General features: G+C 64.2%; 14 protein-coding genes and 1 pseudogene. 8 read left to right on the top strand and 7 right to left on the bottom strand.

The window, feature by feature from the left end:
- The first annotated feature begins 88 nt into the window (after positions 1-88).
- From MEBOL_RS35690 to tnpC, 3 genes are read left to right on the top strand one after another with little or no spacing between them, the layout of a single operon-like run.
- Positions 89-487: a transposase gene (locus MEBOL_RS35690; protein WP_095981592.1), complete on the top strand. Its 399-nt coding sequence runs from the start codon at positions 89-91 to the stop codon at positions 485-487.
- The gene (gene tnpB, locus MEBOL_RS35695; RefSeq protein ID WP_095976450.1) at positions 481-861 is read left to right on the top strand and encodes an IS66 family insertion sequence element accessory protein TnpB; all 381 of its coding nucleotides are present in this window, start codon (positions 481-483) and stop codon (positions 859-861) included. The genes MEBOL_RS35690 and tnpB overlap by 7 nt, the downstream gene beginning before the upstream one ends.
- Positions 862-876: 15 nt before the next feature.
- Positions 877-2394, top strand: coding sequence for an IS66 family transposase (gene tnpC / locus MEBOL_RS35700; RefSeq protein ID WP_095981593.1), 1518 nt, complete (start codon positions 877-879; stop codon positions 2392-2394).
- A 176-nt stretch (positions 2395-2570) separates the two neighbouring features.
- Here the strand turns inward: tnpC and MEBOL_RS35705 are convergent, their stop codons facing one another.
- Both MEBOL_RS35705 and MEBOL_RS35710 read right to left on the bottom strand, forming a co-directional pair.
- Positions 2571-3203, bottom strand: coding sequence for an ankyrin repeat domain-containing protein (locus MEBOL_RS35705; protein WP_095981594.1), 633 nt, complete (start codon positions 3201-3203; stop codon positions 2571-2573).
- Positions 3204-3206: 3 nt separating this feature from the next.
- The gene (locus MEBOL_RS35710) at positions 3207-3992 is read right to left on the bottom strand and encodes a hypothetical protein (protein WP_157823861.1); all 786 of its coding nucleotides are present in this window, start codon (positions 3990-3992) and stop codon (positions 3207-3209) included.
- 833 nt (positions 3993-4825) lie between these two features.
- On the opposite strand from MEBOL_RS35710, the gene MEBOL_RS41620 reads away from it, so the two are divergent.
- Positions 4826-6199, top strand: coding sequence for a hypothetical protein (locus MEBOL_RS41620; RefSeq protein WP_157823862.1), 1374 nt, complete (start codon positions 4826-4828; stop codon positions 6197-6199).
- 979 nt (positions 6200-7178) lie between these two features.
- On the opposite strand, the pseudogene MEBOL_RS35720 reads toward MEBOL_RS41620, so the two are convergent.
- Positions 7179-7981, bottom strand: a pseudogene (locus MEBOL_RS35720) (IS5 family transposase).
- A gap of 188 nt (positions 7982-8169) precedes the next feature.
- On the opposite strand from MEBOL_RS35720, the gene MEBOL_RS35725 reads away from it, so the two are divergent.
- Both MEBOL_RS35725 and MEBOL_RS35730 read left to right on the top strand, forming a co-directional pair.
- Positions 8170-8877 carry a hypothetical protein gene (locus tag MEBOL_RS35725; RefSeq protein WP_245919154.1) on the top strand — a complete coding sequence of 236 codons (708 nt, stop codon included), beginning with the start codon at positions 8170-8172 and terminating at the stop codon, positions 8875-8877.
- An 86-nt stretch (positions 8878-8963) separates the two neighbouring features.
- Positions 8964-9773: a hypothetical protein gene (locus MEBOL_RS35730; RefSeq protein ID WP_095981598.1), complete on the top strand. Its 810-nt coding sequence runs from the start codon at positions 8964-8966 to the stop codon at positions 9771-9773.
- 240 nt (positions 9774-10013) lie between these two features.
- Here MEBOL_RS35730 and MEBOL_RS35735 read toward each other — a convergent pair whose 3' ends face one another.
- Positions 10014-10610 (bottom strand): glutathione S-transferase family protein, encoded by a 597-nt coding sequence (locus MEBOL_RS35735; RefSeq protein ID WP_095981599.1) that lies wholly within the window; start codon positions 10608-10610, stop codon positions 10014-10016.
- 123 nt (positions 10611-10733) lie between these two features.
- Here MEBOL_RS35735 and MEBOL_RS35740 point away from each other — a divergent pair, with 123 nt between their 5' ends.
- The gene (locus tag MEBOL_RS35740) at positions 10734-11627 is read left to right on the top strand and encodes a LysR family transcriptional regulator (protein ID WP_245919156.1); all 894 of its coding nucleotides are present in this window, start codon (positions 10734-10736) and stop codon (positions 11625-11627) included.
- A 124-nt stretch (positions 11628-11751) separates the two neighbouring features.
- On the opposite strand, the gene MEBOL_RS42045 is transcribed toward MEBOL_RS35740, so the two are convergent.
- The gene (locus MEBOL_RS42045) at positions 11752-12309 is read right to left on the bottom strand and encodes a hypothetical protein (RefSeq protein ID WP_170115662.1); all 558 of its coding nucleotides are present in this window, start codon (positions 12307-12309) and stop codon (positions 11752-11754) included.
- On the bottom strand, positions 12306-12683 hold the full coding sequence (locus MEBOL_RS35750; protein ID WP_095981602.1) for a hypothetical protein: 378 nt from the start codon (positions 12681-12683) through the stop codon (positions 12306-12308). The genes MEBOL_RS42045 and MEBOL_RS35750 overlap by 4 nt, the downstream gene beginning before the upstream one ends.
- Before the next feature lie 585 nt (positions 12684-13268).
- Here MEBOL_RS35750 and MEBOL_RS35755 point away from each other — a divergent pair.
- A complete protein-coding gene (locus MEBOL_RS35755; protein ID WP_157823865.1) occupies positions 13269-13829 on the top strand; it encodes a hypothetical protein in 561 nt (186 codons plus the stop codon).
- A gap of 47 nt (positions 13830-13876) precedes the next feature.
- Here MEBOL_RS35755 and MEBOL_RS35760 read toward each other — a convergent pair whose 3' ends face one another.
- Complete coding sequence (locus tag MEBOL_RS35760; protein WP_170115663.1) at positions 13877-14887, bottom strand: peptidoglycan-binding domain-containing protein; 1011 nt, start codon at positions 14885-14887, stop codon at positions 13877-13879.
- Positions 14888-14927: the final 40 nt, after the last annotated feature.

Here is a 14927-nt window from a genome sequence, read left to right on the forward strand (position 1 = left end):
GCCGGTTGAAGGTAACAGCTCGCCGGAGCCCGTCGTGACGAGAGAGGCGGGAGCGTGAGACGTCCAGGGAAGAAACCTGGAGGTGCACGTGGAGAAGGAGTTGGAGCAGTTCCGGCAAGAGGTGCAGAGACTGAGAGCGGGACGAGCCAAGGGCTCGGGCCCCTTCCCCGAGCCGATGAGAGCGTTCGCGGTGCGCTACCTGGCGCAGGCGTTGGAGAAGGGAGAGACGCTCAAGTCGGTGGTGGAGAGGCTGGGGGTGTCGGAGCCGACGCTGCAGGCGTGGAGGCGGGGGCAGACGCCTGGGAGCAAGGCGAGAGGGAGTGAGCCGAGGCGCGCGGGGCTGGTGCCAGTGGTGGTGCACGAGGAGAAGGTGCCCGCGAGGCCGCGAGAGGGCACGACCTTGGCGGTGGTGTCGCCCCAAGGCTGGAGGGTGGAAGGGCTGGGGGTGGAGGAGGCGGTGGAGGTGCTGCGGAGGGTGGCGTGCTGACACTCACGCGGGCGGTGCGGGTGTACGCCAGTGCGGTGCCGGTGGACATGCGCAAGGGGTTTGATGGATTGAGCGCGCTGGTGGAGCAGCAGCTGGGAGGACAGCTGCTCAAGGGCGACGTCTTCCTCTTCGTGGGGCGGTGTCGCCAGCGGGCCAAGGTGCTCTACTTCGACGGCACGGGGCTGGTGCTGCTCACCAAGCGTCTCTTCAAGGGACGCTTCGCGCGGCCGTGGGCCCAGGCCGGAGCGGTGAGCGTGGAGCTGACGGTGGCCGAGCTGTCCTTGTTTCTGGAGGGGTGCGAGCTGGCGGGGAGGTGGAAGCTGTCGCCGCCAGCCTTCGAGGAGAAAGAACTTGCGGTGGAGGCGGCCGTGTAGCACTACCGCGAAGGTATGGTTCCCCTCGGGCAGGTGAAGGACCTGGAGACGGCGAAGCAGATGGCGGCGCTGCTCGAGGCGGAGAACGCGCGGCTGCACCAGCGGCTGGAGGCGCTGGTGCAAGAGAATGCGCGGCTCAAGGGGGAGGACGCCCAGGCGCGGCTGCAACTGGAGCTCACCCAGCTCCAGGAGCAGTTGGCGCGCATGCAGCAGCGCCTCTTCGGAGCCTCCAGCGAGAAGCGCCCGAGCGCGCAGCAGGAGGAGCCCGCCGCGCACGAGTGCCAGCAGCGGGGACATGGGCCGCGAGCCCAGCCGGAGCTGCCCGTGCAAGAGGTGCTGCTGCCGTTGGACGAGGCGGACAAGGTATGCGGCCTGTGCGGCGGCGCCCTCGCGGAGTGGCGGGGGCAGACGGAGGACAGCGAGGAGGTGAGCGTGGTGGAGCGCCACTTCGTCCTCAAGCGCTACCGCCGACAGAAGTACCGCTGCCCGGAGGGGTGCGCACCCGTCACCGCACCCACCGCGCCGCGCCTCATTCCGGGCGGCCGCTACGCGGTGGATTTCGCCGTGCACGTGGCGCTGCAGAAGTATGCCTTCCACCTGCCGCTGGCGCGCCAGGAGCGCATGTACCGGCGCGAGGGCCTGGTAGTGGATACCCAGACACTCTGGGACCAGTTGTCCGCCCTGGCCCGCCACCTCCAGCCCAGCTACGAGGCACTGCTCACCGTCGTCTTCGCTTCCCCCCTCATCCACGCGGATGAGACGCACTGGCACCTGCTGGACAAGGGCCCGGGGAAGAAATGGTACGCATGGACGGTGGCCAGTCCCCGCGCGGTGCACCACCGCATTCTCCCCAGCCGTTCCGGGGCCACGGCTCGGCAGGTACTGGGCAACTACCAGGGCGTCGCCATGGTGGATGGCTACGCGGCCTACCAGACGGCGACGAAACCGGGGGCCGATGGGCCGGCCTCCTGTAGCCTGGTGTTTTGTTGGGCCCACGTGCGGCGCAAATTCGTGGAGGCCGAGCAGGTGGCCCCCGCGTGCGCCCAGGTGCTGAGCCTCATTGGCCAGTTGTATGCCATTGAGGCGGGCCTGCCCGACCCGCATGCGCTGGAGGGAGCACAACAGACCGCGGCGCTCGCGCTCCGTCTGCTGGTGCGGCGGGAGCAGTCCGTCCCGCTGGTGGCGGCCATCCGTGAGTGGGCACTGGCTCAGCGCGCGCTGCCGGGCAGCGGCCTGCGCAAGGCCCTCGAGTACATGCTGGCGCTGTGGAGCGGGCTCACCGTCTTCCTCTCCAACCCCTGGGTGCCCTTGGACAACAACCTGGTGGAGCGCCAGCTGCGCGACCTGGTGCTGGGCCGCAAGAATCACTACGGCTCCAAGTCGCTGCGCGGCACCGAGGTGGCGGCCCTCTTCTACTCGCTGATTGAGACGGCCCGCCTGGGCGGTGAGGACCCGGGGCGCTACCTGCTGCGCGCCGCGCTCGCCGCCATCGACAACCCCGGCACCTTCACGCTCCCCTCCAGCCTCGACTGACGCCGCCGCGCTTTGTTTCGTGGCCCGGCTGGCTCTCCTCGCCTCGTCCAGACGGGGCTCGGCGAGCTATTACGAACGATCCGAAGTGAGATCAAGGCGTTAGCCGGTAACAGCGCGACCTGCTTAGGGTTTTGCTTCCGCCTTGATGCGGGTTCGATTCCCGCCGCCTCCACTTTTTACAACGGCATGCGGTCCTTCGCTCCTCCGAGCAGCTCGAACACTTCGTCCCACGTCTGGGAATCGGATTCAGCGCGCGGTGGCATGCAGTAATGAGCGGGCCGCTTGTCTTCGTCTGGGGCCCTCGGGTCGGCGCCTGCGGCGAGCAGCAGCTTGATCATGGGGAGGTCCAATCGAAGTGCCGCAAGCCCGAGAGCCGTGTATCCGGAAATCCCGCCCCAGTCGTTGATGGTCCGGACGGCCCCTGCGAACAGCAGCAGAGCCGCCATAGCCAAGTAGCCCGACTCCGCGCATATCCGCAGCGGCGTGTCGCCTCCGCCGCTGCGCACATTGGGGTCGGCCCCCGCCCTCACGAGCACCTCAAGGGCCGCTACCTCTTGCTCGCAGACGGCCGTCAACAGGGGAGTTTGGTCCCGCTCGACATCCCAGGCATTGACGTCCGCGCCGTGCTCGATGAGCACCTTGAGCATGTCGACCTCGCCTCCATCGCAGAGTGCGAAGATGGCCTCTTGCAGTGGACGCAGCCCCCGCCCCTCTGACTGTGGCTCGTTCGGATTGGCTCCCCCTTCTAGCAGTGCCTTGACCCGTGCTGTATCGTGCTGCTTGATCGCAGCGAAGAGATCCTTCGACATGATTTACCTATCCGCCATCGGATGACCTGAGACGCAATTCGTCCCTTCGAGTCGCTTCAGGTACGCGATGCCTTTTTGGAGGTCACCGATTGCTTTATCATGGCCAGCATCGGATTTTCCTCCGAAGCATTTTTTCTTGATCTCCTCACGTTTATCAAGGACTTTCTGCATGGCTTTGAGACGATTCCGGATGTTGGAGCACGGGATCTCCGGCTCCCATCTCTCGTTCGACGAATTAGGATGCCTCGGATCGAGGATAGGGATTTTCGTATAGAGTACGCGCTTTTCCTCTTCGAGTTCATCGAGCTTACTGTTCTTACAGATTTGACCCTCGTGACGAGGAACACGGTCATACTCCTCGACGGTGGTGTAGAACTTACCTGTCGCTGGATTTACCGTGGTCCGCCAAGTCTTGGGTTCCCTGACGGCCATAAGCGGGGCCGAATCAAAGTCAGGCACGACCTCCTCTGCTTCCTGACGCTCAAATTCCTCCATGAGCCGCCGTGACTCCTCCGCTACGTCCAGCAGTCGCGCCTCGTACTCCCGCTGAGCGTCGACCCACTCCGGGCGACGGTCGATCTCCGGCCCGGCGGTGCTGAAGGGGTAGAGCAGGACGAGGCCCACGAGCAACGGGCCCACCCGGGGGAGGAATTCAGCCAACGTCCTGGCGCGTCCCGCCTGCGCGACGCCCTCCGCCCCCCTCACCACCTTGGCGGCCTGCCCGCTCGCTTTCGCGGCGCGCGAGAAGCGCTCGAAGGCCCGTTCCGCTGCGGTGAGCTTGCGGTCCAACTGTTCCCACTGACGCGGCTCGATGTCTTGGCGTGCCCGAGACAGCAGTGCCCTGGCCTTGTCCAGGTCCGCCTTTCCAATCCACGACCGTTCCGGTGTCGGCTCCATCGGCGAGGAAACGAGCCGGATGCGCGGGCCCGAGGTGGGAGTCGACGCGAAGGCATGGGGCCGTGGCATCGACCGCAGGGCGGGCGCGCTAGCGCAGGCTGAGGCCAAGAGCAGAAGTACAAGGCAGGCTCGGAAACGCATGGGAGGGTCCTCCATTCGAGCTAGGACCTGGCGGGTCCTGGCGGGGCCGCTCGGAGTATGACAGGTCGCCCCGACAGCTACGGACGAGCGCGCCGGGGGCACGGAAGGGGGCCAGGGTGCCGCAGCCGCAACTCGGGCCAGGGCGAGCGCTAACGCAGCGGGCAACCCATGCTCGTGCACGTTGTAGGCGACAGGGCGCTGAGCGTTCACCGATCTTCGGGAAGTGCTCATAAACCCGCAGGAGCGCGGCCAAGTGCGGTTGCAGGACTGTCGCGACCATCGAGCGGTGCGGCATGCCCGGTTGCCTGCTCGCTCTTCATGTGGCCGGACTGCTCTGTGACCCAGGTTTCTCCTCAGAGTTGAGACCCGAATCGCTTCCTACGGGCTAAGCACCTGAAACTCCAGGGCAACTCGTTTCGTCGAGAGCCACGAGTCGGCGAGTCGTAGCGCGTAGTTGGGGATGGCAAGCACCTTTCTCCATGCTCCCCCACCAGCCTGCTAAGAGAGGGGGCAAATACTCCATGCCCTGCACAAAGAGTGGGATATAGTATCACCTGTCCAGTCGACATCAAAGGATGATGGCTATGTCTCGCGTTCTTTACGATTTCCTGTCGGAAAGCTTTCTCTTTCGCGATGATTACATCTCCGCGCAGTACGGGAACATTTCTGAGGCGCAACTGGAGTCAGAGTTGCGCAAATATCGCGAGCATGCACTCAGCCGTCTTGATGAACTGCGCAGCAATTTGACAACATCTCCATCAAGACTGTCGGTGTATTTCGATTCCACTGCATCAGTATCCACGTCAGTCTTGAAGCAAAGCGCCCTCTATTATGATCGAGCCATAATGGACGATCCCATATTTAGAGAGAGCAGACCGCATGATCCGATGCCCGAATTTAGGCAAATGGTAGGTCATCCACGCAAGACAGTCGACAGGGCTGCCTTGGCGCAGAGTGCCCATTTCATGAAAGAGGTCACCCCTATGGTTGCAGGTGGCTTTGCTGGCTTTGCTCCGATCAGTTTGACGCACGAGCCACCCAAAATGGTTCCGCTGCTTGCGTCTGGTAATTTCTTCGAGGAACGGGTTCCACCAGAACTACGCGCGTTTTTCGACGAACGGACGTCTGCATTCTCTGTTGAGGTCTTGCCTGGAGGGAAGGGTTATGTCCGGCACGGCCCACTAGCACCATGTCGCCATATTGGCGTTAAATTTGGCGATTATCCTTCGCAATGGGGTTATTTCCTGCCCCAGCTTGAATCCACGAGAATAATTGACGAGGAACGCAGGATTGTTGAGTTCGTGCAATCCATGCCGGACACGCCTCCCGATGAAACAGTTTTTTTGAATTGGGTACGCCAGTCCAAGAATCTTGCAGCAGCAGACTTGCTGAATCATGTTGCGACTGACGTCAACAATGCGGCCGCGACAAGAAGCTATTTGTGCGCGAATTCTGCCTTCGTTGCGGATTTACTTGCTCTTGAACGCACGAGCTCCACTCCCGAAGAGGACATTGCTCGGCTGGCCCTGCGGCTCGAATTGCCCATTGTTGATGGTGTTAGCATGGCTGATCTTATGTGCATACGTTCCAACGAGGGCGAGTCGTTTGAAATCTTCCGCACAGAGTTGGCAGCCAAGTTGAGGGATATCCGCCACGTAGCTGATCCCGCAGCCCAAGAAGCTAAACTCAGGGATCTTGAGCACGATTTCTCCGTGACGCAGGTTGAGCGGCTGAGTCAGCAGTTGGTGCGACTGAAGCGCGACCTTTGGCCAAGTCTCGCGCTCGGAGCGGTCAGCATGACTGCGATTTTGATCGAGCCCCAGATCAAAATCTTGGGGCTTGCCGGTGTGGCGATATCAGCAACAGCTGCTGGCGTTAAGTACCTGAACTCGGCAAGGCAGATTCCTGCGCTATTCCTTTGGAAACTCAAAAAGAATTTGCGTCCTAAAGACCGTTGATAGCTGCCGTATAGGCGGAATGGAGGGGGGCCGTGTTGAGGGAGAGGGCTGGAGCCGAGGGGCGAGGAGGGTGAGCACGATGCTCCGATCCTGGTGATCACGATGGGCCGACGAGCGCAAACATGGGTCACGCCATCAGGCCGCCGCGTCGTTTGCCTTCAATAATCCCGGGGGGATTGGTCTTTCTGGTCTCGCATGACGGGCCACTTCGCTGCCTGATTCGGCCTTCCAAGGAGGAAAAGACCTCCTCTGGAATCTCCGGCTCTTCGAGATCTGAACCAGCTATGAGCTACAACGTCTTGCGTTCTCTGCTCGGCGGCCTCGCACTGCTCGTCCTCCCGTGGGAGATGTGCCTCTGGACGTTTGTCGGCTTGCCCGTAGCTGGAGCGGTGCCGAGCATCCAGGCCGTTCCCGCCTCGGCTGGCGCCCCGTAGACTCGTTCCGGTTGAGCCCTCGTAGCCGATAGAGCCGATGCCCCTTGCCGCAGCGGCCCCGGCACAGGACTCCGCGAGCGGGAGCGAGCTGCACGTTCAAGGACGGCCCCAGCAGCGGTGAGCCACACTGCCCTGGAGGGCCTAACGGCGGGAGGTGGGCAGCTCCCGCCATGTTGCACGTATGTCGCAGGAGTCTGCGGAATGACCTGGAACAGGGCGGGACAGCGTGGGATGCGGCGGGATACCGACTCCCAAGCATTCCGGGCGGTTGCGAGGTAAGGGCGCGATTCTGCTAGAGGTTTCGCACCGCCCGGCGCGGGTTCGATTCCCGCCGCTTCCATGCGGAGTCCCCCGCCGCTCTGAGCCGAGTCCACTCTTGAAGATGAGGCTCGGAGCGTCAGGCAGAACGGCAGCGTATAAGACGGACAAGGCCCACGGTCGTCATCAGCGTGTCAGCTCCTCATGATTCCCTCCCCGGCCTTAGAGCTCGTTTCATAAATGGACCTGTTGAGGCACATCATATGACGTGCCTCAGCAGTGCATGCTCAGGTCTGCCGCTCTAATTCCTGATAGAGCAGCAAGCAGCAGCCGAGTTGAAGCAGGGCCAGGTGCATCTCGTCACCGCGTTCCTCTCGCACGCGCAGGCGTTTTTTCTAATGCAGCAAAGCAAAAGTCCTCTCAGCCACCCATCGATATCGTCCCAGATGTTCTTTGGACTCGACTCCTTTGCGGGCGATGCGGGGGATGACATGGCGCTTGCTCATGCCCTGGCGCACATCGGCGTAGTCATACCCTTTGTCGCCATGTCCCTTCTCGGGACGCCTCCTGGGTCGTCCGCGAGGACTTTGAACGGGGGGGACGGCATCCAACAGTGGGAGTGCCTCACGCTTATCGTGCACGTTGGCTGCCGACAGCAAGGCCGCCAGCGGCAGTCCTCGCCGGTCCACAACTACATGATGCTTGCTCCCTGCTCTCCCTCTGTCCGTCGGATTCGGACCTGTGCGTGCCCCCTTTTTTGGGCTCGCACGCTGCTTGAGTCGAACGCTGCGCGGCTCCAGTCGAGTTTCCCCTGGCGGCCCAGCTCGTTGAGCAACCGGTGGTGTAATTCCTCGAACACTCCTGCTTTTGCCCACTCTCGCAGTCTTCTCCAACACGTCACCCCACTGCAGCCGAAGACTTCACCAGGCAGGTCGCGCCAAGCCAGCCCCGTCTTGAGCACGAAGACGATGCCCCTGAAGCAAGCACGGTCGTCGCGCTCAGGACGTCCTCTTCCACCCAGTTCGCGGTGCCGGGGCAATAGAGGCACGACTCGTGACCACAAGCCGTCTGGAACCAGTTCCCGTCTCATTCCAACGAAGATGGTCACTCCTCTGGTGGGGGAGAAGTCCCTGACTTCTAAGGTTCATTGCCGAAACAATCTGGCAGAGCAGGTCATGTATCCTGCGCACCTTGGTCCATTTATGGAACGAGCTCTTATTTCGCACCGGGAGGAGCATGTCGGACATGAAAAACAGTGGAAGGAGGACGAGGAGCATCTTGGGGCTGGCGGGTTTTCTCCTGGTGCTCGTGACGGCCCTTGGCGCCCAGGCGGCGCCTCCCTCCAAGCTCCCGGGCCGCAAGCCGGACTCCACGGAGCCTTGGGGCGCTTTTCTCGGCCGGGCCGCACACCTCGCCATTGGCAGGCAATACAGCGTGCAGTACCCCACCAACGCCGTCTTCCTCGACACCGTCAACCTCTACAGAATTGTGGAGGAGGGGAAGTTGGGCAATCCCAAGCGTCTTTCGGAATTTGTGAGGCTTTTGCGCCCGGACATCACCGATACCCGAGCCCTCGTGCTCTTCGAGATCAAGCCGGACAATGAGGAGGGGCGCAAGGAAGGGAGAGAACAGGCGGGGCGCTACCTGGCGGCGCTGAATGAGGCTGTCGAGCCTGGCAAGAAGCTCGCGGGAGGCACCGGCTTCGAGGGGTCGCTCTTCCTCGAATTCGAGAACGGGGGAGCACTCTGGCAGTTGTCCTGGCGCACGCCAGAGCCCGGAGTAACGCTCTACCGCTGGAGCTACCGGCGCAAGAAGTCCAACGCTTCCTGGAAGGAGCGCGCGGCCCAGAAGGAAGAGGAGTTGCCCAAGGAAGAAGGAGAGCAGCGCGGTGAGGTGGCCGAGCAGGCGCTCCGGGCTGCCTACGAAGGGGGCGAATTGCCCAGCAACTTCCAGGGCCAGGTCTACCTGCCCGTGGACTGCCGCTGAGCGGGCCGCAGGCGTCTGGCGCTCTTGGAGCGAGCGCGGGTCCTAGCGCTTGAGGCGCAAGTGACCGCTGTGGTAGGGCCCACGTTATGACCGTGCCACAGTCCCCGGTGCTTGAGTTCCCAGCGATGCTCCACGGCTCTATCGGCGCCATCCGCCGCGAGGTGAGAGCCAAGGGCCAGGGGTGGGCCCGGGAGTACCTCAAGACCGGTGCCTTTACCCTGCCCCGGCGGATGCTCCAGGTGCCGCCCGGCGAGCCTCTGGTGATGCACTCGGCGGCTGAGTTTGAATTCATCCGCCGCTCGAGCTGGCGGATTCACATGTTCGGCGACGTATTCATGAGCTTGGATGAAGGCGTCTCGTCGGAGGACGAGCACCAGCGCATGAGAGACGCCTTCGAGTCCTTCTGCCTGAGCACCCCGTGGGGCGCTCTCTGCTATGCCGTGTCTCCTCCCCCGCTACGGAGTGCGGAGCGCATGGCCAAGCGGCTCGCCGCGCTGCTGCGCTTCTGGAATGTGCTCCGAAGCCCGCGCTATGCGTACAGGGTGCCCGACACCCACCACACAATCGACGGCCTCATGGACTACATCTACCGCAAGATGCTGGAGGCGTGGTGCCCCGGGGGGCCCGCCTCGGTGCGCGAGCACATGGCCCTGACGGTGGAGCGCATGTCTCGCGCTACCCGCGAGGATTGCATGGAGGCCGTGCTCCGGGTGATTCCTGTCCTGGTAGAGGCGGACACCGAGTTCAAGCACCGCGAGGAGCTCAGCGACCCCGGCTTCCTGCGCGAGCGCCTCGCCGCGCTTCCCCCGAAAGACTTCGAGGATTTCTCCAGCGCCTACAAATACACGGTGACCATGCAGTTGGCTGACTGGGACAGGGCGTTGGGGCGGCATTAGCCTCAGACAATCGAGTTGCGGATTCTGGGCGAGCCCATCGAGGTCGATGAGGCCATCGCCGAGGTGCACTTCACGGCGCAACAGCTGCGTCGCTACCACGAATCAGAGTGAAAACGAAGATGGGTCTCTGGTCCCGAGTGGAGGCGGCTCCGCCCTTTGCGGGTTCGATTCTCGCCGCGTCCAATAGACGTTGCCCGCCGCCTTGAGTCGAACTCACGGCCGGAGCCGGAGTAGGGCCCCTCACCCCGAGACCGCGCGCCTCGTGGCGGGGCGCTTCGTCTGGCGCATGACGTACTCGACCAGCTTCGGGTACTCCTCGAGCAGCCTCATCGTGTGGGCCAGGTGGAGGATCGACGCCAGCGCCACGTCGGCGGCGGTGAACGTGCCGCCCGCCACGAACTCACGGCCCTCGAGCCGGACATCGATCGCCCTGAGCACTTCATGCAAGCGTGCGTGTTGCCGCGCGAGGTTCGCCTTCTTCTCCTCGGGCAATTGTGTGTTCCGGTAGTGTTCGAGGACCAGCGGCTCGAGCGTCACCTCGGCGAAGACGATCCACTGGAGATAAGGGCCCCGCTCGGCCGAATCCAAGGGCGGCGCCAGCTGTTTCTCTGGAAAGCGGTCGGCCAGACAGAGGCAGATCGCCAACGACTCGAAGAGCACGGTGGCGCCGTCCACCAGCACCGGGACCTCGCCGAGAGGGTGCAGCGCCAGGTGGGCCGGGGTCGTGGTCTCTTGTTTCGCGACGTCGAGCTTCACCAGTTCGTACGGCACTTCGAGCTCCTCGAGCAGCCAGCGGGCTCGGGTCGCTCGGGTTCGCGGGGCGAAGTAGAGCTTCATCGGAGAACTCCTGGGGGTGGGTGAGCCGCGGCAACATGCAGTCCCCGCCCCCTTGGCGACAATGACCTCGTCCTCGGACTCTTTGTCAGGTTATTCTTGACGATGATGGTCTCACCAGCCGACATGATCCTCTTCGCGGCGGTCGTTCGTGAGGGCAGCTTCACGCGAGCGGCGCGCCAGCTTGGAATCACCAAGCAGACGGCCAGCGAGCGGATCGGCAAGCTGGAGGAGCAGCTCGGGGTGCGGCTGCTCGAGCGAACGACGCGGCGCCTGCGGATGACTGAATCGGGAACCACCTATTACGACCGGTGCGCCGCCATCGCCGCGCAAATCGACGAGGCCAACAGCGAGGTGCGGCAGCGGCAGGCGGAGCCGGTCGGTCTGCTGCGGGTGTCCTCGCCGATGCTCTACGGCCGCCGCTACCTGGCTCCAGTGGTCGCGGACTTCCTCTCCCGCTATCCCAAGGCGAGCGTCGAGCTGGTGCTCGCCGACCGCCGCGTCGACCTCATCGAGGAGGGGCTGGATCTCGCGATTCGCATCGGGACGATTGATGACTCGTCACTGGTGGCGCGAAAGCTTGGAGAGGGCCCCGTCTACTTCGTGGCGAGCCCCGGCTTTCTGTCGAAGTACGGGATTCCGAGCGCGAGAGAGCTTCGCTCCGCGCGATGCATTGGTTTCAGCCCGTTCGAGACCTGGGAGGCGGAGAACGTGAAGTCGCGGATCGATCCGGTGCTGACGGTGAACGACCTCGAGGTGGCGTGCGAGGCGGCGATCGCCGGTGTCGGCATCGCGCGGGTTCCGGAGCTCCTCTGCCGAGAGGCGATCCAGGACGGACGGTTGAAGCTCCTCTTCGGATCCAAGCCGACGATGCTGCGGACCATATATGCCGTCTACCCGAGCCGGCTGAATCTTCCGGCGAAGGTCCGCCTCTTCGTGGATGCGCTGGCGACACTGACCGAGCCGGTGTCGCCGCCTCCGACGCTTCCCCATGGCAGGGCCGGGCGCAAGCACCGATAGTGCGCCCCTCTCATCAGGATACGCGACGACCACGTCCCGCCCTCACGCCATCCGCGGCGGCGCTCCTCCTGGGGCTCCTGCGTATCGCTGCCCCATCCGCACCGGCCAGATGGTTTGAGTGATCTCAGGGGGTCCCGGCATCTTGATTTGCCACAGGCGGTTCTCGTTCCGCTCGGACACGGATGCGTCCCGCGTTCTTGACGTCAATGGCGTGGTAAACGATTTCCGCCTCGAAACATTGAGGCAGCGGTTGTCCCGTGGCGTGTTCCGCGAACAGGAAGAGGTTCACGTCCTTGCCGTACCAGGCGCCTGGGTCGAGTTGCAGGACGTCATCGGTCTGGCGCGCGGGAGCCAGCACATCCATGAGCACATATCCGAGGCCCGCCCCTGTCTCGCACGCCACGACGGACTCCACCGACAAGGAGAAGTTCTCGATGAGGCGCTTGTCCACGCGCAGTGCCGTCTTCACGGGGCTGAGCAGAAGGCGACCCCGGAGGGTTTCTCCGTCGAAGGAATGGGTCTTCCATTCCAGCGTCGCCTGGGTGAAATCACCTTGAAGGGTGGACCCAGCCCCTGTTCCTTTCTCCGAGGAGTGCTTCGCGTCACCGCGCCAGAAAAAGGGGAATCCCGTACAGCCCGTCAGCATCGAGACGAGCACGGCGGTACGAAGGTGCCGGTTCACTCGCATAGCAACTCCCCGTCGTCACCAGGAACGCCGAGCCCCTGACCGTGGCGCCATCCACAGGCGTGCGCCAGTTCATGAACCATGGATATGGCGCGGCAGTCACGCGACGAGGGTTGCTCGCACCAGTTGACCTCACGCGAAGGATTCATGCACGAAGTCGGCTTGTCGGAGAAACGGACAACGTAGCCCAACGCGATCAGCCCTTCGCTGCTCTTGCTTCGACATGCGCTTTGAATCTCCTCACTGGCGCAGTTGACCTTGACCCCAGCGCACTGCTTCTCGACGCACTCCCTCAGGCAGGGGTAGGAAATCACCTGCGCCGCCGCCTTGCACTCCTCGACCGTGGGCAGTTCCCGACATGTGGGATGCATGGGCGTTCCTTGATGCGCACAGGCGCCCAACAGTACGAGGCTCGACAGCAGCCACCGGAGGAACGGTCCTGGTCCGCCTCTAATAGGTCTCGCTCCACAGCGCGGCGCTCGCGACACGTCACAACTCCCAACCAAGTGCCGAGCGAGCGTAGCAGTTCGGAGTACACCGCGTGCGGCGATTCCGAGCCCTTGCGAATGGAGTCATCCAGTCAATCGGTTCGCCGAGTCCCAGCGCGCGCCATGGCCATCACGCCGAGGCGAGCGCCGTCTGTAGCTGCGCCACTGAGGAGACGTTCACCGTCCGGGCCAGGGCGGTGGAGGCAGCGGGCAGGAGCAGGAGTCCGCCGCAGGTTGGCGGTTCGAGTGGCGGCCCGTCAGGAGGGCCGGACGACAGGGGAGGGTACATGGCGGAGTTCAAGGTCGACGCACGCGGGCCCATCGAGCCGCTGGCAGGCGCCCCTTGGTGAACGGTCCTCAGCACAGGCCAGACGCACGGAGGCCCATCTCCCTTCTGTTGAATGCCGGTGTCCGCGGGCGTGGACCGTGGACGCCGGCGCGCACGACGCGCTAAGTCACCTGGCCAACATGACTCCAAGGAAAAGGCGGGAGTGGGCCCGCGTCTTCATCAGCGCCAGGCAGCGGGGGCTTGGCAGGCTGAGACTCATCCTCTTCTCCGTCGAGTGCGCGAGGCAGGTGGGCACCGTGGTGCCCTTCCTCGTGGCCTTGCGTGTCGTGCCACGGGTTGCACCCACTCGAGGTCGCGTGGTGCGCGTGGCGTGGCACGCGCCTCCCACGTGGGCTCCACGTGCCGTGGGGGCGCTCGCCGTGGGCATTGCTCTCTGGGGCGTGCTCATGCTCAGCGAGGGCCCGGCCCCGCGCGCGGAGTTGGAGGTGGAGGACACGGAGGTGCCGGAGTGGATCCTCACCGGCCAGGGCGACGCCGGAGTGGTGGCCAAGAAGATGCCCAGCAAGCGGATGAAGGGCCAAGCGGCGCCGCCGTGCGAAGCACCCCAGGTGCCTCTCAACGACGCCTGCTGGGCGCGACTCGAGCAGCTTCCGCCTTGCGGCGACTTCTACGAGGCCGAGGGCCGGTGCTACGTGCCCATCGTCGAGAAGAAGCGCGCGCCCACCAGCGTGGACGAATAGACAGACGCCGCCGGGTTTCGAGCGCTCGAATCAGCGCAGGCCGTGTCTCAGCGCTTGCCCTTCGGGCGGCTCACGGTGAAGGTGACGATGTTGTGATCCGAGCCGCCGGTCGGGCCGGCCTTGATGTTCGAGACCCGGCACCCCTTGGACATCTCCCAGTCGATGCGGCCGTTGCCGTGGGTCTTCACGCCGCCGTGGGTGTTCATGCCCGCCTGCTGGGCGATCCAGCCGGGCGACCACTTCCCCTGGGTCGACGCCGGCTCGTTCCAGTCGCCGCCGATGAGCAGGGCCTGGTCGGGGTTTCTCTTGAGCTGCTGCTTCGCGAAGGCGAGCAGCTTCTCGGAGAGCGACGCGTAGGTCTTCACCCGGTTCTCCGGCCCGACGGGTTTCCCGTTCTTCCAGTCGACCGAGGGCGGCTGGTGGACCGAGACCACCTTCAACCAGCCCGCGAGTTGGACCGCGGGGGCCGCCCGCGGAGGGGCGTGGCCGCCGCGCACGGTAGTCCAGCCGCCGCCCTCGCCCTGGATGTACGTGGCGTTCTTGGCGAGCAGGTCGTCTTTGACGAGGATGCCCGACTCACCGCCGTCCTTGGACTTGGGGAAGGTCACCAGGTGGTAGCCGGGGATGTTCTCCAGGGCCTTGTGGTAGTCGTTGATCTCCTGGACCTGGACGAAGTCGAGCTTCTGGCGCTTGGCGAAATCGCCCAGCCACTCCCGCACCTCCTTGGGTTTGCGGTCGCGCTCGACGTTGTAGGTCGCGCCCTTGAGCGTCGACGGGGTCTTGTTCTTGCCGCCGTTGCCGTTGGTTGGGCTGGCCTGGGTGGCGGTGATGTTCTTCAGCGATCGGGCCATCCGCTCGCCGACGACCCCCTGCGGCTTCCCCGTCCAGCCGTGGTCGCGCTTGTAGTCGACCACCGCCTTGGCGGTGCCGGCGTCGAAGCGATCGTCGGCGGCCCCCTTGAGGTAGCCGAGCGACTCCAGGCGCTCTTCGACCTTCTGAACACGGCTGCCGGTGGAGCCGACGTGAAGGGGGCGGTGGGGGTGGGGCTTGATTCGCATGTTGTTCATTCTCGTCCGCCGCGCGCGGGAGTTGCTCCGG

Origin of the sequence: Melittangium boletus DSM 14713 (assembly GCF_002305855.1) — a bacterium.
Taxonomy (GTDB): Bacteria; Myxococcota; Myxococcia; order Myxococcales; family Myxococcaceae; genus Cystobacter; species Cystobacter boletus.